Below are 19,701 nucleotides of genomic sequence, written 5' to 3'. Positions count from 1 at the left end.
CTCTCCGCTTATTACGGAGAGAGTTTAATCCTTTTCATTATACATTTTTGATGTAAAAATTTGCAAAGCAGTCTAAATTACAGTTTCTTATTACTGCCCAATGCCACAACAGTTTTTATATTTCTTGCCACTACCACATTTACATAAATCGTTGCGTCCCATTTGGTCACCTTTTACAACCGGTTTTTTCTTCGCGTCTTCGCCATCGCTTGATGGATGAACAGCTTCACCTTGAACAACTTCTTGACGCTCTAAGTTTTGCTCAATTTCAGCTTTCATAATGTAACGAGAGATTTCCTCTTCAATAGAAGCGATCATCGACTCGAACATTGCGAATCCTTCCATTTGGTATTCACGAAGTGGATCGATTTGTCCGTAAGCACGTAAATGAATACCTTCACGAAGATGATCCATTGCATCGATATGATCTGTCCATTTCGTATCTACAACACGGAATACAACAACCTTTTCGAATTCACGCGTCTGCTCTTCAGGTAGAAGCTTCTCTCTTTCGTTATAACGCTCTAACAATTTCGCGATAATTGATTCGCTCATTTCTTCTGGAGCAAGGCGACGTAACTCTTCTTCTTTTACATCTCCTTCTTCAAGAAGGTTCGTATTTAAGTAATCGACAAGACCTTTAATGCTCCAATCTTCTTCGATTTCTTCTTGCGTATGAAGTGCAACAGCACGTTCTATCGTAGATTTCATCATACCTTCAATAATACTGCGTAAGTTCTCTGAATCCATTACTTCTTGACGCTGTTTATAAATTACTTCACGTTGTTGACGAAGTACATCGTCGTATTGCAATAGCTGCTTACGTGCATCATAGTTATTTCCTTCCACACGTTTTTGTGCAGATTCTACAGCACGAGAAACCATTTTACTTTCGATTGGCTGTGAATCATCCATACCAAGGCGATCCATCATCGCTTTCATATTGTCAGAACCGAAGCGGCGCATTAGTTCATCTTCCATTGATAAGTAGAACTGTGTTACACCAGGGTCCCCTTGACGACCAGAACGACCACGTAACTGATTATCAATACGACGACTTTCGTGACGCTCTGTACCGATAACTGCTAGGCCAACGTTTCTAATATCGTCGCCTAACTTAATATCCGTACCACGACCAGCCATATTCGTCGCAATTGTTACAGCGCCTTTCATACCAGCTTCTGCAATGATATCTGCTTCACGCGCATGGTTTTTTGCATTTAAGATATTATGACGTACACCTTTACGTGTTAACATTTTTGAAATAAGCTCTGACGTTTCAATTGCAACTGTACCAACAAGAATAGGTTGCCCTTGCTTATGACGATTTACAATATCCTCAACAACTGCATTGAATTTACCTTCCATTGATTTGAAGATTAAATCAGCACGATCATCACGAATAATATCTTTATTCGTTGGAATTACGATAACATTCATATTGTAAATACTACGGAATTCTTCTTCTTCCGTTTTCGCTGTACCAGTCATACCAGATAATTTTTCGTACATACGGAAGTAGTTTTGGAACGTAATTGTTGCAAGCGTCATACTTTCATTTTGAATTTCTACGCCTTCTTTTGCTTCAATAGCTTGATGTAAACCTTCGCTATAACGACGACCTTTCATAAGACGACCAGTGAATTGGTCTACGATTACGATTTCGCCTTCTTGTACAACATAATCTGTATCAAGGTGCATAACAACGTGTGCACGAAGCGCCTGATTAATATGGTGAAGAAGTGCTACATGTTTTAAATCGAATAAGTTATCGATATGGAAAGCTTTCTCAGCTTTCGTAATACCATCTTCTGTTAACATTACATTTTTCGTTTTCACATCAAATGAATATTCTTTTTCATTTTCTAATGTACGAACGAATGCATTTGCAAACATGTATAGCTCTGCTGATTTTTGAGCTTGTCCCGAAATAATAAGCGGCGTACGTGCTTCATCGACTAAAATAGAATCGACTTCATCGATGATAGCAAAATTAAGTGGACGCTGAACGCACTGCTCTCTATATAACACCATGTTGTCACGTAAGTAATCGAATCCAAGCTCGTTATTTGTGCTATACGTAATATCAGCAGCATAAGCAGCTTGTTTCTCTTCACGTGACATACTATTTAAGTTAATCCCTACAGTTAGGCCAAGGAACTCATGAAGTTGTCCCATTTCGCTCGCATCACGTTGCGCTAAATATTCATTGACTGTAACAACGTGAACACCTTTTCCTGTTAATGCGTTTAAATATACAGGTAAAGTAGATGTTAACGTTTTACCTTCACCTGTTTTCATCTCAGAGATATTTCCTTCATGTAAGGCGATACCACCCATTAGCTGTACGCCATATGGACGCATTCCAAGAACACGATTCGCTGCTTCACGAACAACCGCAAAAGCTTCAGGAAGTAGATCATCTACTGTCTCACCTTTTGTTAGACGTTCTTTAAATTCAATCGTCTTTCCTTTTAATTGTTCATCAGTTAGCGGCTTAATAGATGATTCTAATGCATCAATTTGCTCCACTGTCTTCTGCATACGTTTAATTTGGCGTTGGTTGACATCAAATACCTTTTTTAAAATACCGATCATAGGAAATACGCTCCTCTTTTATTAAAATAAAACTTCCGATTGCTTTCTTTTTCTCTTTACAATCAGTCGTTATAAAAATCAAATTTATGTTATGCCAATTTTTCTCCTAATTTAAAAAGCTAAAATGTATAAACCTAATGATAATTGTAACACTTGTCTTATAACTATGACAACAATCGTCCAAATGTCGAGCCGTAGATTCAGAAAAATTTTTTATTTTATTTTATTTCTTCCAACAAACTACTATCTCTTCGTTACAAATTTTGTATTAAATCTAAGTAGTATTCTTTCAAGTTCTCTTTTAAAGAAGATGGCTCAATTATTTTTATAGTTTTACCAAAACTAGCTAGATATGAAATGAAAGAAATAGATCCGAATTTCACGTATAAAGAAAGCCAAGAACATTATATTACCCATTCCGTTTTACAAATTGGCACTAATAAAATTATGATTGCAGAACAGGCAGTGGATTCCACACGCCCTTGGCAATTAAGTAATAGCTCATCATTATGCATTCAATCTAAAGATTTCCAAACCATTGAAGCACTTTATCACAATCTAATTCAACATGATGAGGTTTATATTTTAACACCTTTTGAAAAAAACTCCTTCAGCCCTGGTTACGCCATTGTGCGAGATCCTTTTGGAATAGTAATACAATTGACCGTTACAAAACATGACTTCTAAATTTTATTACGAATAAGCCATTTAAATTCATATCAATATTACAAGATAGGAAGGCAAAAACATATAAAAAAAGCGCAGCCATTTCGGCTGCGCTTTTGAATGATTATTTAGTTTCGATTAAACCATATTTCCCGTCTTTACGGCCATATACAACATTAGTTTCATTTGTATCAGCATTTGTGAAGACGAAGAAACTATGTCCTAGCATATCCATTTGCAAGATCGCTTCTTCAACGTCCATCGGTTTTAAATCGAATCGTTTTGTACGTACAAGTTCTAATTCATCCTCTTCTACCGCATCCAGAACAGCTACTGCTTCCGGAAGGATAAAGTTAGTTTTCACAGAACCTTTCTCACGTAATTTACGGTTTACTTTTGTTTTATGTTTACGAATTTGTCGCTCAATTTTATCAACTACTAAATCAATCGCAGCGTACATATCGCTATTTGTTTCTTCTGCACGAAGTAATAAATCTGTAAATGGAATTGTTACCTCGATACGTTGCTTGTCAGAGTATACTTTTAAATTAACCTTAATCTCTGGGAATGTATCAAAATAACGCTCTAATTTACTTAGCTTTTTCTCTACATATTCCTTTAATGCTGGAGTTACTTCAATATTTTCACCACGAATGTTGAATTTCATAGATGAATTCCTCCTTTCAAGCCTATGTACTATAATTTCGACATTGGCTTAAAAACTCCTTCTAATTTTTTTAAAAAATTAGTGGAATTGCGATTTTTTTATCGTTTTTTGTTGAAATGAAAAGATGCATCGTTTCTATCTTTATTTTATCCTATTAACATCGTGAATAACGAATGTAACTGTGGACAATTAGTTACAGAAAAGAGACAACTTTTTGACAACTCCTCTAAAACAAAAAAGCCCTTGTTACGAGCAAGAGCTTTCGCCATCTATATAATGCTGCTAAAAATACAGCTCTATCTTTTCCAAAAACTTAATTTTTACAGTTTCACAACATTAGCCGCTTGTGGCCCACGTGCTCCATCAACAATATCAAACTCCACTTGTTGACCTTCTTCTAACGACTTATACCCATCTTGTTGAATAGCAGAAAAATGAACAAACACATCGTCACCATCTTCACGCTCAATAAACCCAAATCCCTTTTCTGCATTGAACCATTTTACTCGTCCTTGCATGTTCATTCCATTCCCTTCACTCTTAAAATCAGGGCATTCGCCCCATATTCTGACTATAGCGAATGACAAGACTGTAAGTCAAAGAAGACCTGTCGTCTTTTTATTACTCCTTTCGACATTCACATATTAACCTCTACAAAGCGTCAAACAAGAAACCTCTCTCGCTCCTCGATCATACAAAAGGCTTCCAATTTGCCTAACAGTAATTCCTGTCGTATACACATCATCCACGATTAAAACGTGTTGCTCATGAAACATCTCTTCTCCCTGAAAATAAAAAGGATTAACTCCCGATATCCTTTCTTTACGCTTCTTCTTACTTTGTTTTTCTGTTTCTATTCTTCTTAATGATGTACAAAACATTTTGATAGGCAAACAAGAAGCTAGTAACTCCGCTTGATTAAAACCACGCTCGTATTCTCGCTCTTCACTAAGAGGAACCGGAATGGCAACTGAAACATTCGCAAAATATTTTTGAAAAAGACTTCGAAAAGGCTGATGAAAAATATGCACTAATTCAGCATCTCCTCGAAATTTAAACTGTGCTAATATTTCTTTCATCCCTTCATCATACACATGCAACGAACGATTTATGAGAGACGGAAACCCCTGCTCGTTCGTCCACCTTATGCAGTCCATACAAATATCCCCATTTTTATATTCAGCTGGTACAAGTTCTAAAGGCCGACCACACTCCTTGCAAATATCTCCTATAATATAGGAAAGTTTTTGTTCACATCTATCACATATATACTTTTTATGAAGCTTAACAAAAAAAGTGTACCAACTAATCGCATATGAAATATACTCATCACAAAGTAGACAATGCATCAATCTATCAGTCCTTGTTCTTTAGCATTCTTATTCATACTTTGAATATGTTTTTTCGCACGAACCATCGCCTCTGTCTTTCCATAATGAAAATAGATAACATCTCCATGCGGTTCATCAGAGCTTCTGCCAGCACGCCCTGCAATTTGAACGAGAGCACTTTCTGAAAATATTTCTTCCTCAGCTCCTAAAACTGCAACTTGCAAATTTTTAACAGTTACTCCTCGTTCCAAAATCGTCGTTGTAACTAATAAAGGGATTTCTCCTTTTCTGAAAGCTGCTACCTTCTCTTTTCTCGCCGGATCTTCTGCATGCACACCGTCAATTTGATTGTTTAATGATTTTAATAACTGGCTAATTTCTTCTACATATCGCACATGAGGAACAAATAAAAAAATGGGGCATCGTTTCGATAAGTACAGATTTAACCATTGTAATAAAGCACGAGGAATTTTTTTACGTATAAGACCCTTTTTCCAATTTCCGCACCACCGAAATATCGGAACTGGCAATGGATGACGATGGTATCGCCCTGAAATAATAACCCCTTTTTGCTTACCACTTCGCAACTTACGCTTCCACTTTTCATCTGGAGTTGCAGTTAAATAAATACGTGCTGCCTTCTCTTTCATCGCTTCGTTTACTGCATACTGCAACATCTTATCTGCATGATACGGAAAAGCATCTATCTCATCTACAATCATGACATGGAACGCCCTATAATAACGTAACAATTGATGTGTAGTTGCAACGATTAACGCCGCATCTTTTTCTCGGTCTAAACTCCCTCCGTATAAAGCAGCTACATTTATATTTGGAAACACTTCTTGTAATCTTGGTGCTAATTCAAGTACAACGTCCGTTCTCGGCGTTGCAATACAAACTCTTTCTCCCTTTTGTAGTGCCTCTGCAATTCCGCGAAACAACATTTCTGTTTTTCCAGCCCCGCACACCGCCCAAATAAAAAATGATTCTTTCTGCTTAACAGCGTCAACGACACTTTGCGCAGCTAACTCCTGACCGTCAGACAAAATGCCTTCCCACTGTAACGGATTCAAATAACTTTCTCCGCTTATTTCAGCAATCCCGCGAACAAGTACAGTACATTCACTTACCCTGCCCATCGTTATACATTTCCGGCAATACGTACATACTTCATTGCACCTTTTACATAGCAATGATGCAAATAGTCGCTGCTCTATATTTCCGCAGCGCTGACACATATATTTTGAAGACTTCTTAATTACCCCTTGTACACAAACGACATCTCGATTCCTTTTCAGATGATCCAATTTATTCTGCAAATCTGAAGAGAGTTCTTCTAACAGTAACTGTCTACCAGCTAACATCATCAATAGCCACCTCCAGCACTACTATAAATCCTTCTCTTTATCTCGTAAAAACTCAAAAAAGCCGATAACCTACTTATAAAATAGTAAGCTATCGACTTTATACACGTTTTTTATTCAATTATAAATCCTATAATCTACCGTAACCTAAGAAATGTTTTTGGTTGTAGCTACTGCTTAAGCTAGCGTAAGCAATCCCTTTATCACCTGCATGAATCATCTGGTCGTTACCAACGTAAATACCGATGTGAGATGGACCTGCTTTATAAGTACCTTGGAAGAATACTAAATCTCCAGGTTGTGGGCTACTTACTTTCGAAACTGAGTTCCAGTAACCTGCAACGTCTTGACGACCTACACCATAAATGTAAGAAATAAATCCACTACAGTCAAAACCACCGTTTGATGGAGATGCACTTCCCCAAACATATGGCTTACCTAAGTATTGTTGCGCTTTACCAATTACGCCAGGAGCCGGAGTTGGAGTTGGACCTGGTGCTGGCTCTGGTTTTTTGTTTTCTTGTTTAGGTGTCTCTTTTTTAGGCTCTTCTTTTTTAGGTTCTTCTTTTTGAGCTTGTCCAGCATTGTTTGCTGGTACAGCTTGTTCTGCAGGCGCTTGCGCTGGTGCAGCTTGTTGAGCTTGTGCTTCTTTAGCAGCTTGTTCTGCTTGTTTTTGAGCAGCAGCTTCTTGTGCAGCTTTTTCTTGCGCTTCTTTTTCAGCGATTTGTTGTAATTTTAATGCCTGTTGTTCAAGCTCTTTCAATTGACCTTCCGTACTTGTCATTGTAGTTACAACTGTATCCATTTTACCGCTTAAATCGTTTACTGCTGTTGCTTTTTTCTCTTTTTCAACGTCAAGTTCTTTCTTAGCAGTTTCAATTTGAGCTTGTGCTTCTTTTAATTCTTTTTGTTTTTCTTTTACTGTCTCAACATCTTTTTTCACGTTCGTTTGATCTTCTTGTTGTGTTTTCATGATATCTTCGTCAGATTCCATAATTTTAGACACAGAAGCTAAACGATCAACTAAATCTGCAACGTTTTTAGAGTTTACAAGAACTTCTGTTACAATGTTCGTATTTGGCTGTTCTTGTAGTGCAACTAAACGTTTTCTTAATAACTCTTCACGTTTTGCAATCTTTGTTTGTAGTTCTGCAATATCTTTATTTTTATTTTCGATTAATTGCTCAGTATCAGAAACTTTTTTTGTTGTTTCATCAAGTTTTGAAGCGTTCTCTTGAACAGACTTATCCAAACCTTGGATTGTTTTGTTTAAGTCATTCATTTGTTTTTGTAATTCATCACGTTCTTGTTGTTGTTTATGTAAAGTATCATTTTGTGTGTTAATTTGTGATTTCACGTCAGAAATTTTATCTTCTGCAAATACATTTGGTGTTAGCCCAGAAAACATTAACCCTGCAACTAATGCGCAAGATGCCATTTTTAGCTTTTTCATTTTATTTTTTACACCGCTTTCTTTTTTTCATTTTCCGTATATAACCTATTAAAATTTATACCATAATTCGGGAGTTTTTTTGCTAATGTTACGGTTTTGTAAAATAAATGTAATATTACATTTATCTCTATAGCAAAGTATATCTAAATTTGTATATATATGTAGAATTTTAAGAGCCTTACACCGTTTTTTATAGGATTGAAAAAAAACGTAAGGGAACCCCTTACGTTTTGAAAATAATCCAATATGAATGAAATAGAAATGTTACTTCATCCATTTCTCAGCCCAATTTTGGACCTCATCCATAACACTTTCCAACGCTTTCCCTTTATCAGTTACACCGTACTCGATTCTAACTGGTACTTCTGGATAAACATTACGAACTACAATACCTTCGCCTTCTAATTCCTTTAAACGTTCTGACAACATACGATCGCTCATATTCGGTATAATATCTGCGATTTCTCTGAAACGTTTCGGCTCTTCGAGCAAAGATTTAATAATTAAGCCAGTCCATTTCTTACTAAGCATTGTAAAAGCTGACTCAAACTTTGGACATAAACAAGAATTATGCTCCATATGTTTCACCTCTCTTCTATTATAATATAGTTTCTTGTAAAAAGTAAGTAATAAAACTTTCCTCATTATTTAATTTTACATACATTTTACCATTTCCAAATATTAACTTGTCAAATCCCCGTAAAATACCCGTAAAAAAACCCTCTTCAAGTAAGAGAGCTTTTATATCTTTATCACTTCGTATACCAACCTAAACCAAGCGCACCTTCACCTAAATGCGTCCCAATTACAGCTCCGAAATAACTCGTACGAATTGTAACATGAGGGTATATCTCTTCTAATTCTTGTTTCCATTCATTAGCTTCCTCTTCACGATTCGCATGAATAATAACAGCTTCCATAGGCACACCTTTATTTGCCTGCTCATCAAAGATTTCAACGATACGCTTTAACGCTTTTTTACGCGTACGAATTTTTTCGAATGGAATAATTACTTTATCTCTAAAGTATAATACTGGTTTTACTTGTAACAAACTACCAATAAAAGCTTGTGCACTATTTAATCTTCCACCACGTTGTAAATGATGTAAATCATCCACTACAAAATAAGCATCCATCGTTTGCTTCATTTCATCAAAGCGAGCGATAATCTCTTCTGGGGCTTTCCCTTCACTTACTAACTTTGCCCCTTCACGCACGTAAAACCCTTGTACTTCACAACTAATTTCAGAGTCATACGTATATACATCAATACCATCTACCATCTGTCCAGCTGCCGTTGCTGTTTGATATGTACCACTAATTCCACTGGAAAGGTGAATGCTAATAACTGCATCATATTCTTTAGATAACTCTTCATATAACTCTAAAAACTTTCCAATTGCTGGTTGCGAAGTTTTCGGAAGTTCCTCTTGTTCACGTACCTTTATATAAAAATCATTTGCTGAAACTTCAGCCTCTTCTTGATAAGATTCCGTTCCAAACACAACGTTTAATGGAATCATATATATATTGAGTTCGTCACGAATATGCTTCGGTATATATGCTGTACTATCGGTAACAATAGCTGTTTTCATTTTCGTACCTGCCTTATAAAAAATTTTTATCCCCTAATTTTACACGAAAACTAGAAAAGGTGCATCCATACATAAAAATGCCGGCTAGAAACTACAATCACTCGCTCGACAAATTACAACAAAAAGATAAAATACTCACCAAAAATTTCAACATATTTGTAAAAAATGTTTGAATATAAAAACGCTCGCTTTTAAAATGTAAAGTACTAGTTATTTTGAAAGATAGGGGCGTATACCATTGTTATTACAATATTTAACAATAAAAGGCTATGGAGAGCACGAAATTGTGATTCAAAAATCAAGATTCATTTGCTATGTGAATCGCGCCACAACGGAAGAGGAAGCTCAAACATTTATACAAAAAATAAAAAAACAGCATTGGAATGCAACACATAATTGTTCCGCATATTTAATCGGCGAACAAGATCAAATTCAAAAAGCGAACGATGACGGTGAACCGAGCGGCACAGCTGGTGTGCCTATGTTAGAGGTATTAAAAAAACGAGGTCTAAAAGATACTGTCGTCGTCGTTACGCGCTATTTTGGCGGCATTAAACTTGGTGCTGGTGGATTAATTCGCGCATATGGAAAATGTACAAGTGAAGGTCTTAACCATGTAGGCGTTGTTGAACGAAAACTAATGCGCGTTATGCAAACAGAAATTGATTACACTTTACTTGGCAAAGTTGAAAATGAATTACGCAATTCAGAATATGCTATTAAAGATATACATTATCTAGAAAATGTCACATTTGATGCGTATGTAGAAGAGGACAAAAGACAACCATTCACAGATTGGATGATTGAATTAACAAACGGGAAGTGTACAATTAAAGAAGGAGATATGTTGTACTTAGAACAAGGCGTTGTCTAAGAATAGCTAACGTCTCGCCTTTAAAGATTAATGTAGTGAATTAATTCCCTACAAATGAACTAAGGAGATTATATATGGAAGAACGTTATAATCATCTCCAAAATAGCAGAATAAAAAAGAAACGTAGAAGAAAACTTTTCTTCTTTCTTATTTTCGCATTTTTATTTGGTAGCGTAGGACTTTATATGTTAAATTCCTACTCTTCTCTCATGGGGATGTACAGTGGATTTAACCGTGAAAAATCGGATTTAAGAGCCGAAGATGTAGAAATTACAAAGGAACCTTTTACAATCCTCATTATGGGGATTGAGGATTATGCAACAGACGGCCAAAATGGTCGTACAGATTCATTAATGTTTGCGACAGTCAATCCGAAAACTCAAAAGGTTTCGCTTATGAGTATTCCTCGTGATACTCGCGTTCCAATCGTTGGAAAGAACAAAGAAGACAAAATTAACGCTGCGCATGCTTACGGTGGAGAAAAAATGGCAATCAAAACTGTCGAAGGTTTTCTAAAAGTTCCTGTAGACCATTATATTAAAATTGATTTCCAAGGCTTTAAAGGTATCGTTGATGCTGTTGGCGGTGTTACCGTTGATGTCCCTTTCGATTTCTGGGAACGTTCTGACGTGGATTACTACAAAAAAATCCAATTTAAACAAGGGAAACAAGATTTAAACGGCGAAGAAGCACTTGCTTACGTCCGTATGCGAAAACAGGATCCAAACGGCGATTATGGTCGGGCCGCTAGACAAAGACAATTACTAGCCGCTGTTGCTCAAAAACTAAATTCCGCCTCTACTGTATTTAAAATTAAAGATTTAACGACTGTCGTTGGAAAATATATAAAAACCGACATTCCTATTTCAGACGGACTTGCTCTTTACAATAAACTCTCTGGATTTGATCCTTCTACAATACAAACGTTAAAGATTGAAGGAGAAGACAAAAAAATAGGTGGTATTTATTACTTCCTTCCGGATCCAATCAGTGTAGAGACTGTACGTAAGGACATTGAAAAAGAAATAGGGGAAAAAGAAAAAGCCCCTACAGAGACTACGAAAAATGAGAATACAAATTCCGATTCAAATTCTAACTCCAGCGCAAAAGCAAAGAAGGAGCCGAGTGAGAACAAAACACCACCGCCTCCTCCCCCTTCTACAAATGCTCATGCAGAGTGGATTATGAGGAATCATGAATAAAAAAAGAGCCAAATCGTATACGATTTGGCTCTTTTTATTTCACGCAATTGTTGTTACTTCTTAAAGTGTTGTAAAATCGCTTCTACAATACGCTCAGACGCACGACCATCGCCGTAAGGGTTAGATGCTTTCGTCATCTTATCATGAGCTTCTTTATCAGATAACAACTCATCAGCAAGACCAAAGATTGTCTCTTCATCTGTTCCTGCTAATTTCAGCGTACCTGCTTCGATACCTTCTGGGCGTTCCGTCGTATCACGAAGGACAAGGACTGGCACACCTAGTGATGGTGCTTCCTCTTGTACACCACCAGAATCAGTTAACATTAAGTATGAACGAGCTGCAACGTTATGGAAATCAATTACATCTAACGGCTCAATTAAATGAATACGGCTATGCTCGCCTAAAATATCATTCGCTATTTCGCGAACAACAGGATTCATATGAACAGGGTATACAACTTGTACATCTTCGTGCTTATCAACAAGACGCTTAATTGCACGGAACATATTGCGCATTGGTTCTCCTAAATTTTCACGACGGTGTGCTGTCATAAGTACAAGACGATCATTTCCAAGTTTCTCTAACACCGAATGGCTATAAGTTTCTTTTACAGTTGTCTTCAGTGCATCGATCGCTGTATTTCCTGTTACGAAAATGCGTGACTCATCTTTATTTTCTTTTTGTAAGTTCGTTGCTGATTTTGTTGTAGGTGAGAAATGAAGATCCGCCATTACACCTGTTAGTTGGCGATTCATTTCTTCTGGATATGGAGAATACTTATCCCATGTACGAAGTCCTGCTTCAACATGTCCTACTGGAATTTGATTATAGAAAGCAGCTAAGCTTGCAATAAATGTCGTCGTTGTATCACCATGCACAAGTACGATATCAGGCTTCGCTTCTTTCATTACTTTATCTAAACCTTCTAAACCACGTGTTGTAATATCGATTAACGTTTGACGATCTTTCATGATATTCAAATCGAAATCTGGCGTAATTCCAAAGATATTTAATACTTGATCTAACATTTGACGGTGTTGTGCTGTTACAGTCACAATTGATTCAATCTTTTCTGGGTGCTTTTGCAACTCTAATACAAGAGGGGCCATTTTAATTGCTTCTGGTCGTGTCCCGAAAATTGTCATTACTTTTAAACGTTCAGTCATTTCATTGCCTCTTTTCTTTCACTAGTTAAAACTTCTATTATCGCATATAAAAATATGCATGTGAAAATACATTTTTTAACGAGCCTGAGAAACATTACTATTACAGACGTCTTTTCGCCCAACTGAGTAATAATCTAATCCATGCTTCTCGGCATCCTCATTAGTATAACAATTTCTCCCATCAAATAGAATAGGTTCCCTCATAAGCTGTGCATACTTTTCTAGCGGATAATTTCGAATTGATTCCCATTCTGTTACGATAAAAACTGCATGCGCCTCTCTAATCGATTCATCTATACACTCAGCGTATCGTATCGTATTTCCAAATAAACTTCTTACATTTTGAATAGCTTGTGGGTCATATAAAACCACATCCGCACCTACATTAATTAATTCTTCTATTATAATAAGAGATGGCGCTTCCCTAATATCGTCAGTATTCGGTTTGAATGCTGCACCGAGAACCGCAATTTGCTTTTTCTTCATATCTATAATTTTCTTCGCTTTTTCAACTAACAACAACTGTTGTTTATTATTCACTTCAATGACTGCTTTCAACAAGCGAAAATCATGAGAAACATTCCCTGCAATTTGCACAAGCGCTTTCGTATCTTTTGGAAAACAAGATCCTCCATATCCGATGCCTGCATTTAAAAAAGATGCACCAATTCTCTTATCCATCCCCATCCCTGTAGCTACATCTACTATATCTGCACCCACTTGCTCACATATATTAGAAATTTCATTAATAAAACTAATCTTCGTAGCTAAAAAAGCATTAGATGCATATTTAATCATCTCAGCACTTCGAATATCTGTAATATACGTTTGTAAGCTTAATTTACTGTACAAATTCTCTACTTTCCTTGCAGCTTCTTCACTACATGCTCCAATTACGATACGATCACCATGAAAAAAATCATAAATACCAGAACCTTCTCTTAAAAACTCTGGATTCGATACAATATATAATTCATGTCTACCTTGTAGTTTATCCTCAATCCATTCTCTCATTACATCATTTGTCCCTACAGGAACCGTACTTTTCGTAACAACAATAATATCGTTATTCACATATGTTCCAATATCATCACAAGCACTACGAATATACGTTAAATCCGCTGTTCCATCTAATAAAGATGGCGTTCCAACTGCAATAAATATAAACTCTACATCATTAAATGCCGCTGATTTACTTGCTGTAAAAGTTAAATGATTATTCTCATATGCTTCATCTATTAATTCATTTAATCCACATTCATAAATAGGTAACTCGCCTTGTTTAATCCGTTCAATTTTCCCACTATTTATATCGAAACATGTGACTGAATGTCCCAATCTCGCCAATCCTACTCCTGTAATCAATCCAACATATCCGGTACCTATTATCGTAATTTTCATTTTCTTTTCGCACAGGAATATACATAAGAAAATATACAAATACATAGAACTCCCCCTGCGCTTCCCCCTCTCACACTAAGAATGAGAAAACTCTTTCACTTCTTTATTATATGAATCGTTTTTTTATTATTTTTTAAGATTTTGTAAAGTTAAATGATGCAATATATACAAAATGTAAATTCCCACAATTTAACACGGAACTTACTCATTTTACGTGCAACACTTATAATACTGAAACAAAAGTCATCGCTATATGAGAGGGGAGTACAATGTCATATTACAAGAAACAATATGAGATCAACCTTCTCTAAGGACACAACATTCCATATCCAATTGTCATATATTCTATTCACTGCCCTTTACAGCCAAAAGAAAAAAAGATTGAATTCTAATCTTTTTGTGATACCATATGTTATGAGCCTGTAAATAAACATCATAATTTTCAGATAAATAAGATTGAAAAAATTACGTTAAACTATAAAGGGTGGGGTATTAATGGACTCACAAGTGATTTATGCCATTTTGGCATCTTTCATCACTGTACTCGTCGTTACTCCTTTAGTTATTAAATTAGCTTTCAAAATAGGAGCAACAGACAAGCCAAATGCGCGTAAAGTACACCAAAAAATTATGCCTCGTCTTGGCGGGTTAGCAATTTTCATCGGTGTAGCCGTAGGATTTGTTGTCGGTGGATTGTACGAACAAAGAATGTTATCGATAACTTTAGGTGCTATCATCATTGTTATCATCGGGATTTTAGATGATATGTACGAACTATCTGCGAGGGTAAAATTCGGTGGACAACTATTAGTTGCCATCATGATTGTCAAAAGTGGATTATTAGTGCAAGTATTATATATTCCAATTTTCGGAGATACTGAACTCGGATGGCTTGCTTATCCAATTACTGTATTTTGGATTGTAGGTATTACAAATGCCATCAACTTAATTGATGGATTAGATGGATTATCCGCAGGGATTTCATCTATCGTACTTGCAACGCTAGCATATATGGCCTTCACTAGCCCATGGGGTACTGGAGCAGCTATTATATTACCTCTAGCACTGATTACATTAGCAAGTACAATTGGATTTTTATTCTACAACTTCCATCCAGCAAAAATTTTCATGGGAGATACAGGAGCACTATTTTTAGGATACTGTATTTCTGTTATATCGTTACTTGGATTATACAAAAGCGTAACGTTATTCAGTTTTATCGTTCCAATCATTATTTTAGGTGTACCTATATTTGATACGACATTTGCAATTATCCGCCGTATCGTAAATAAAAAGCCTATTTCAGCACCTGATAAATCGCATTTACATCACCGTTTGCTTGCAATGGGATTCTCTCATCGTAAAACGGTACTAATTATTTACGCATTGGGTATTTTCTTTAGTGTAAATGCAATTATTTTCAGTAGTGCAACATTATGGTTATCCATTATTCTTCTTTTCATTTTAATCTTCTTTACAGAAATCATTGCTGAAGTAATCGGTCTTGTACACGAACGTTACAAACCAATTATTTCCTTCTATAAAAAAGTGAAAAAACGCGAAGACTAATTGTAGTATAGCCTTTACTATTATGAAATATTCAAATAGCATCCTCTTTTCATAAGAGGATGCTATTTTTTATTTTTTAATCCTTATTCCCCATTTCCAAAATATAGATTGTTTGAGAGTGCCTCTATTGGAGAAAGATATACGTATAACGAAAAAAGTATCAAATTTTCATTTTTACATCTTGATTGTCAAACTGAGGGTGAATGTTATGATCAAGCGATTACTTCAATGTATAATTTTATTTTTAACTATTACTATGTACGCATCATCGAATACAAAAGCAACTACAGACATTCAAGTAAAAGATTACCAAAGTACTCAAACTACCTCTCCTACAACAAAAATTGCGTACTTAACATTTGATGACGGACCAAATAAATACACACCACAAATTTTAAATATTTTAAAAGAGAAGAACGGAAAAGCAACTTTCTTCGTTATTGGCGGAAAGGTGCCACATTATAAAAAAACGATGGAGCGATTGATTAAAGATGGACATTATATCGGTCTCCATAGTATGTCGCATGATGTAAAACGTCTTTATACTGGCGATCCATCTGTTTTAATTGCAGAAATGGAGCAAACCCAAAACATTGTCCAGCAAGTTACACATTTAAATACACATCTCGTTCGGGTCCCATACGGTAGCATGCCTTACTTAAAAAAGAATTACCGTGACGCACTCGTATCTGCCCAGTATAAAATGTGGGATTGGACAATTGATACATATGACTGGAAAAGCTATGATAATCCTTCCGCAATACTAGAAAGAGTACGAAATCAAAGCGATGAACAAGTAGAGGTTATTTTAATGCATGATTCTAGTGTCACAGTGCAAATACTCCCAAAAGTAATTGATTATTTACACTCACAAGGATATAAACTACTTCCCTACAATCCATCTTCCCATCTTGAAGTGAATTTTTGGAAAGACACAAGATTGTAACAGCTTTAGTGCCTATGTACTAAAGCTGTTTTACCCCGCGTTAACGTCCGATTGGTGAAGGCTAATAATCAGTGGGAATGAACAAAAACCCCACTGATTAAAGTTTCACTTTATTTTTCTCTTCCCACACTTCTCATTTTTGTGTAATATTTTAAATAGTGATGAAGTTTCGAGGTGAATAGAAATGAAACGAATAGATCTCATTTTTAACGCAATACAAAAAGGGAATTATACAGAAGGTATAACAGCATCAGAAATCGCTACACTTCTACAGTTAGACCGTGCAAATGTTAGTAGCGATTTAAACAAGCTTGTGAAAGATAATCGTTTATTAAAAACGAGTACACGCCCTGTCCGTTTTTATATAGAAACGAACACTTCATTGGAAACGCATTCAACAAAGGGCACTTCATTAGATACATTTGCTATTGAAAATACAAGCCTAAAAATTGCAATTGAAAAAGCAAAAGCTTCTATTCTCTATCCTCCAAACGGTATGCATACTTTACTACTTGGAGAAACAGGTGTCGGAAAATCGATGTTCGCTTCTTTAATGCACGAATACGCAATTGAAGTGGAACAACTTCCAAAAGATGCACCTTTTATCGTCTTTAACTGTGCTGATTATGCAAACAATCCACAACTACTACTTGGACAGTTATTTGGGATAAAAAAAGGAGCTTACACAGGTGCCAGTGATCAAAAAGGGTTAATTGAAAAAGCACATGAAGGAATCCTCTTCTTAGATGAAGTACATCGCCTTCCTCCAGAAGGACAAGAGATGCTCTTCACATTTATTGATCGCGGAGTATACCGCCGCCTTGGAGAAACGGAAAATGAACGTAAGGCACGAGTGTTGATTATTACTGCAACAACCGAAGAACCAAATTCATTCTTATTAAAAACATTTACAAGACGTATTCCGATGACCGTTACGCTTCCACCACTTCGTGAGCGAACACATAAAGAACGGTTTGCTTTACTGCAACTATTTTTCACAAATGAAGCAATTCGTCTAAGGAAAGAGATTCATGTTAGTCCAAATACAATGCGTGCTTTCGTCTTTTACAATTGTCCAAATAACATCGGTCAATTGAAAACGGACGTACAAATTGCCTGTGCGAAGGCTTATTCTGATTTTGTAACAAAAAAACGTGATTCTGTCTGTGTTTCAAGTACAGATTTACCTTGGTATATGAAAGAAGGATTATTTATTGAAAGAAAGAGCCGTCATCTATATCAAATACCAAATGAAACATTTGTATTTACAGGTGATGAAGGTTGGAGTAAACATACAATAAAACCCGAAGGAAGTCGCTCTTCTATTTACGATTATATTGATTATAAATATGAAGAACTTCAAGCACGCGGCATTGAAGAGGAAGAATTAGAATTACTAATAGAAAATGATATTCAAAGCTTTTTCGTCCAATACTTTAACCAAATATCTAAAAAAACAAGTCATGAAAATGTTTTTAAAATTGTGGATCGTAATATCGTTTCCGTATGTGAAAAAATTGCGGAACTAGCTGAAAAATATTTATCTAAAACTTTCGATGAAAAAGTATTTCTCGCTTTAAGTTTACATGTACAGACAACTCTACAACGTTTACAGGGCGGGAAACAAATTCACCACCCACAATTAAATCAAATTCGTACGAAATATAAAGAAGCTTTTTCCGTAGCTATGCAATGTATTCAGCTATTAGAAGAAGAATTACAAATAACAATACCTATTGATGAAGCTGGCTTTTTAACAATGTTCTTCGTTGTTGATCCAATTCCTGCCTCACAAACAGAAGTAAAAGTATTAATATTAGCACACGGTAATGGCATCGCAACAGAAATGGCAAACGTTGCAAACGAACTTCTCGGTATTGATGAAGTAACTGGTATCGATATGCCCTTGCATGAATCACCAAAAGACTTCTTAGAGCGTGTTAAAGTGTATATGAAAACACTTCAAAATGTAAACGGGCTTCTCTTACTTGTTGATATGGGATCTCTCGCTTATATTGGTGATATATTAGAAACTGAATTCAAAATCCCTGTACGTGTTCTTTCCATGACGAGTACACCACATGCACTAGAAGCAGCTCGAAAAGCTCAGCTTGGCTATTCATTAGATGCACTATACGAAACAGTGAAGAACTTAACGCCGTTCTATTTAAACGTACAGGAAGAAAAGAAAAAGCCACTATCGCCAATGAAATCCGTGATTTTAACAGCTTGTTTAACCGGCGAAGGAAGTGCTTTAGCAATTCAAAAAATGTTAGAAAACTATTTACGCTTTGATAAAGACTTAATTGAAATTATTCCGATTAGCATCGTTCATGAAAAAGATTTAACGAAAATGATCGAGAACATAAAAAAAGAGCGTAATATCATTTGTATCGTCACGAATTTCGATATGCAAATACCTTGCTTAACATATCATTTCCAAGACATTGTGAACTACACAGCTATTCAACCAATTCAAGAATTGATTACGTATGAAGAAACATATGCAAAAATGGCTGATATTCTTGAACAACAAATGCAGCGTAACGATGGAGCATTACTTATTAAAACAATTCGTTATGCATTAAATACAATTCAAGAATTGATTTCTTTACAGCTAACTCCCGACAGTTTAATGGGTGTGATTTTGCATATGAGCTGCATGGTTGACCGTCTTCAAAAAGGTGAAAGTCTCCTCCCTCATCCTGATAAAGAGAAACGAAGACAAGATGAGTACTGGATGTATATGAAAGTGAAAAAAGCATTGCAACCTATTGAAAATACATTTGAAATACAAATCCCAGATGACGAAGTATTTTATATAATGGACTTCTTCATTAAAAATCAGCCTGTAAAAAATTAA

At 35.9% G+C, this 19,701-nt stretch carries 16 protein-coding genes and 1 pseudogene; 6 read left to right on the top strand and 11 right to left on the bottom strand.

Annotated elements, in window-relative coordinates:
- Window positions 1–90: 90 nt before the first annotated feature.
- Window positions 91–2,598 carry a preprotein translocase subunit SecA gene (gene secA / locus AC1DS7_RS03910; protein WP_002034761.1) on the bottom strand — a complete coding sequence of 836 codons (2,508 nt, stop codon included), beginning with the start codon at window positions 2,596–2,598 and terminating at the stop codon, window positions 91–93.
- A gap of 254 nt (window positions 2,599–2,852) precedes the next feature.
- Window positions 2,853–2,957 (bottom strand): annotated as a pseudogene (locus tag AC1DS7_RS03905) (helix-turn-helix transcriptional regulator); the annotation flags it as partial.
- Here AC1DS7_RS03905 and AC1DS7_RS03900 point away from each other — a divergent pair.
- Window positions 2,917–3,285, top strand: a complete 369-nt coding sequence (locus tag AC1DS7_RS03900; RefSeq protein ID WP_227590941.1) for a VOC family protein — start codon at window positions 2,917–2,919, stop codon at window positions 3,283–3,285. The pseudogene AC1DS7_RS03905 and the gene AC1DS7_RS03900 sit on opposite strands and share 41 nt — an antisense overlap.
- Window positions 3,286–3,388: 103 nt before the next feature.
- Here the strand turns inward: AC1DS7_RS03900 and hpf are convergent, their stop codons facing one another.
- From hpf to AC1DS7_RS03865, 7 genes are all read right to left on the bottom strand, one after another.
- Window positions 3,389–3,931 carry a ribosome hibernation-promoting factor, HPF/YfiA family gene (hpf, locus tag AC1DS7_RS03895; RefSeq protein WP_002034758.1) on the bottom strand — a complete coding sequence of 181 codons (543 nt, stop codon included), beginning with the start codon at window positions 3,929–3,931 and terminating at the stop codon, window positions 3,389–3,391.
- A gap of 320 nt (window positions 3,932–4,251) precedes the next feature.
- Window positions 4,252–4,449: a cold shock protein CspC gene (gene cspC / locus AC1DS7_RS03890; RefSeq protein ID WP_001990088.1), complete on the bottom strand. Its 198-nt coding sequence runs from the start codon at window positions 4,447–4,449 to the stop codon at window positions 4,252–4,254.
- Between the two features lie 126 nt (window positions 4,450–4,575).
- Window positions 4,576–5,280, bottom strand: a complete 705-nt coding sequence (locus AC1DS7_RS03885) for a ComF family protein (RefSeq protein ID WP_002129929.1) — start codon at window positions 5,278–5,280, stop codon at window positions 4,576–4,578.
- Window positions 5,280–6,629: an ATP-dependent helicase ComFA gene (gene comFA, locus AC1DS7_RS03880; protein ID WP_033715184.1), complete on the bottom strand. Its 1,350-nt coding sequence runs from the start codon at window positions 6,627–6,629 to the stop codon at window positions 5,280–5,282. The genes AC1DS7_RS03885 and comFA overlap by 1 nt, the downstream gene beginning before the upstream one ends.
- 130 nt (window positions 6,630–6,759) lie before the next feature.
- Window positions 6,760–8,082, bottom strand: coding sequence for a C40 family peptidase (locus tag AC1DS7_RS03875; protein ID WP_016102261.1), 1,323 nt, complete (start codon window positions 8,080–8,082; stop codon window positions 6,760–6,762).
- 264 nt (window positions 8,083–8,346) lie between these two features.
- Complete coding sequence (locus tag AC1DS7_RS03870) at window positions 8,347–8,661, bottom strand: winged helix-turn-helix transcriptional regulator (protein ID WP_002089608.1); 315 nt, start codon at window positions 8,659–8,661, stop codon at window positions 8,347–8,349.
- Window positions 8,662–8,834: 173 nt separating this feature from the next.
- The gene (locus AC1DS7_RS03865; RefSeq protein WP_002016143.1) at window positions 8,835–9,677 is read right to left on the bottom strand and encodes a DegV family protein; all 843 of its coding nucleotides are present in this window, start codon (window positions 9,675–9,677) and stop codon (window positions 8,835–8,837) included.
- Between the two features lie 238 nt (window positions 9,678–9,915).
- On the opposite strand from AC1DS7_RS03865, the gene AC1DS7_RS03860 reads away from it, so the two are divergent.
- Window positions 9,916–10,551: a YigZ family protein gene (locus tag AC1DS7_RS03860; protein WP_002143754.1), complete on the top strand. Its 636-nt coding sequence runs from the start codon at window positions 9,916–9,918 to the stop codon at window positions 10,549–10,551.
- Between the two features lie 74 nt (window positions 10,552–10,625).
- Window positions 10,626–11,753: an LCP family protein gene (locus AC1DS7_RS03855; RefSeq protein WP_002143757.1), complete on the top strand. Its 1,128-nt coding sequence runs from the start codon at window positions 10,626–10,628 to the stop codon at window positions 11,751–11,753.
- Window positions 11,754–11,806: 53 nt separating this feature from the next.
- Here the strand turns inward: AC1DS7_RS03855 and wecB are convergent, their stop codons facing one another.
- Together wecB and AC1DS7_RS03845 are read right to left on the bottom strand one after the other, a co-directional pair.
- On the bottom strand, window positions 11,807–12,922 hold the full coding sequence (gene wecB / locus AC1DS7_RS03850; protein WP_002034751.1) for a non-hydrolyzing UDP-N-acetylglucosamine 2-epimerase: 1,116 nt from the start codon (window positions 12,920–12,922) through the stop codon (window positions 11,807–11,809).
- Between the two features lie 75 nt (window positions 12,923–12,997).
- Window positions 12,998–14,368: a UDP-glucose dehydrogenase family protein gene (locus tag AC1DS7_RS03845; RefSeq protein ID WP_002143758.1), complete on the bottom strand. Its 1,371-nt coding sequence runs from the start codon at window positions 14,366–14,368 to the stop codon at window positions 12,998–13,000.
- A 450-nt stretch (window positions 14,369–14,818) separates the two neighbouring features.
- Here AC1DS7_RS03845 and AC1DS7_RS03840 point away from each other — a divergent pair, with 450 nt between their 5' ends.
- The 3 genes from AC1DS7_RS03840 to AC1DS7_RS03830 all read left to right on the top strand — a co-directional run bounded on the left by AC1DS7_RS03840 (window position 14,819) and on the right by AC1DS7_RS03830 (window position 19,701).
- A complete protein-coding gene (locus AC1DS7_RS03840) occupies window positions 14,819–15,892 on the top strand; it encodes a glycosyltransferase family 4 protein (RefSeq protein ID WP_012261991.1) in 1,074 nt (357 codons plus the stop codon).
- 208 nt (window positions 15,893–16,100) lie between these two features.
- Window positions 16,101–16,838 (top strand): polysaccharide deacetylase family protein, encoded by a 738-nt coding sequence (locus AC1DS7_RS03835; protein WP_012261992.1) that lies wholly within the window; start codon window positions 16,101–16,103, stop codon window positions 16,836–16,838.
- A gap of 184 nt (window positions 16,839–17,022) precedes the next feature.
- Entirely contained in the window at window positions 17,023–19,701 is a 2,679-nt protein-coding gene (locus AC1DS7_RS03830) for a sigma-54-dependent transcriptional regulator (protein WP_016102262.1), read from the top strand.

The organism is Bacillus sp. P4_E1 (assembly GCF_056401715.1).
This window is presented reverse-complemented; position numbering and strand designations above follow the sequence as displayed.

Excerpts from the sequence above, each read along its gene's own strand:
- secA (WP_002034761.1), bottom strand. The coding sequence starts at position 2,598 with ATGATCGGTATTTTAAAAAAGGTATTTGATGTCAACCAACGCCAAATT.
- hpf (WP_002034758.1), bottom strand. The coding sequence starts at position 3,931 with ATGAAATTCAACATTCGTGGTGAAAATATTGAAGTAACTCCAGCATTA.
- cspC (WP_001990088.1), bottom strand. The coding sequence starts at position 4,449 with ATGCAAGGACGAGTAAAATGGTTCAATGCAGAAAAGGGATTTGGGTTT.
- AC1DS7_RS03885 (WP_002129929.1), bottom strand. The coding sequence starts at position 5,280 with ATGCATTGTCTACTTTGTGATGAGTATATTTCATATGCGATTAGTTGG.
- comFA (WP_033715184.1), bottom strand. The coding sequence starts at position 6,629 with ATGTTAGCTGGTAGACAGTTACTGTTAGAAGAACTCTCTTCAGATTTG.
- AC1DS7_RS03875 (WP_016102261.1), bottom strand. The coding sequence starts at position 8,082 with ATGAAAAAGCTAAAAATGGCATCTTGCGCATTAGTTGCAGGGTTAATG.
- AC1DS7_RS03870 (WP_002089608.1), bottom strand. The coding sequence starts at position 8,661 with ATGGAGCATAATTCTTGTTTATGTCCAAAGTTTGAGTCAGCTTTTACA.
- AC1DS7_RS03865 (WP_002016143.1), bottom strand. The coding sequence starts at position 9,677 with ATGAAAACAGCTATTGTTACCGATAGTACAGCATATATACCGAAGCAT.
- AC1DS7_RS03855 (WP_002143757.1), top strand. The coding sequence starts at position 10,626 with ATGGAAGAACGTTATAATCATCTCCAAAATAGCAGAATAAAAAAGAAA.
- wecB (WP_002034751.1), bottom strand. The coding sequence starts at position 12,922 with ATGACTGAACGTTTAAAAGTAATGACAATTTTCGGGACACGACCAGAA.
- AC1DS7_RS03845 (WP_002143758.1), bottom strand. The coding sequence starts at position 14,368 with ATGTATTTGTATATTTTCTTATGTATATTCCTGTGCGAAAAGAAAATG.
- AC1DS7_RS03840 (WP_012261991.1), top strand. The coding sequence starts at position 14,819 with ATGGACTCACAAGTGATTTATGCCATTTTGGCATCTTTCATCACTGTA.
- AC1DS7_RS03835 (WP_012261992.1), top strand. The coding sequence starts at position 16,101 with ATGATCAAGCGATTACTTCAATGTATAATTTTATTTTTAACTATTACT.
- AC1DS7_RS03830 (WP_016102262.1), top strand. The coding sequence starts at position 17,023 with ATGAAACGAATAGATCTCATTTTTAACGCAATACAAAAAGGGAATTAT.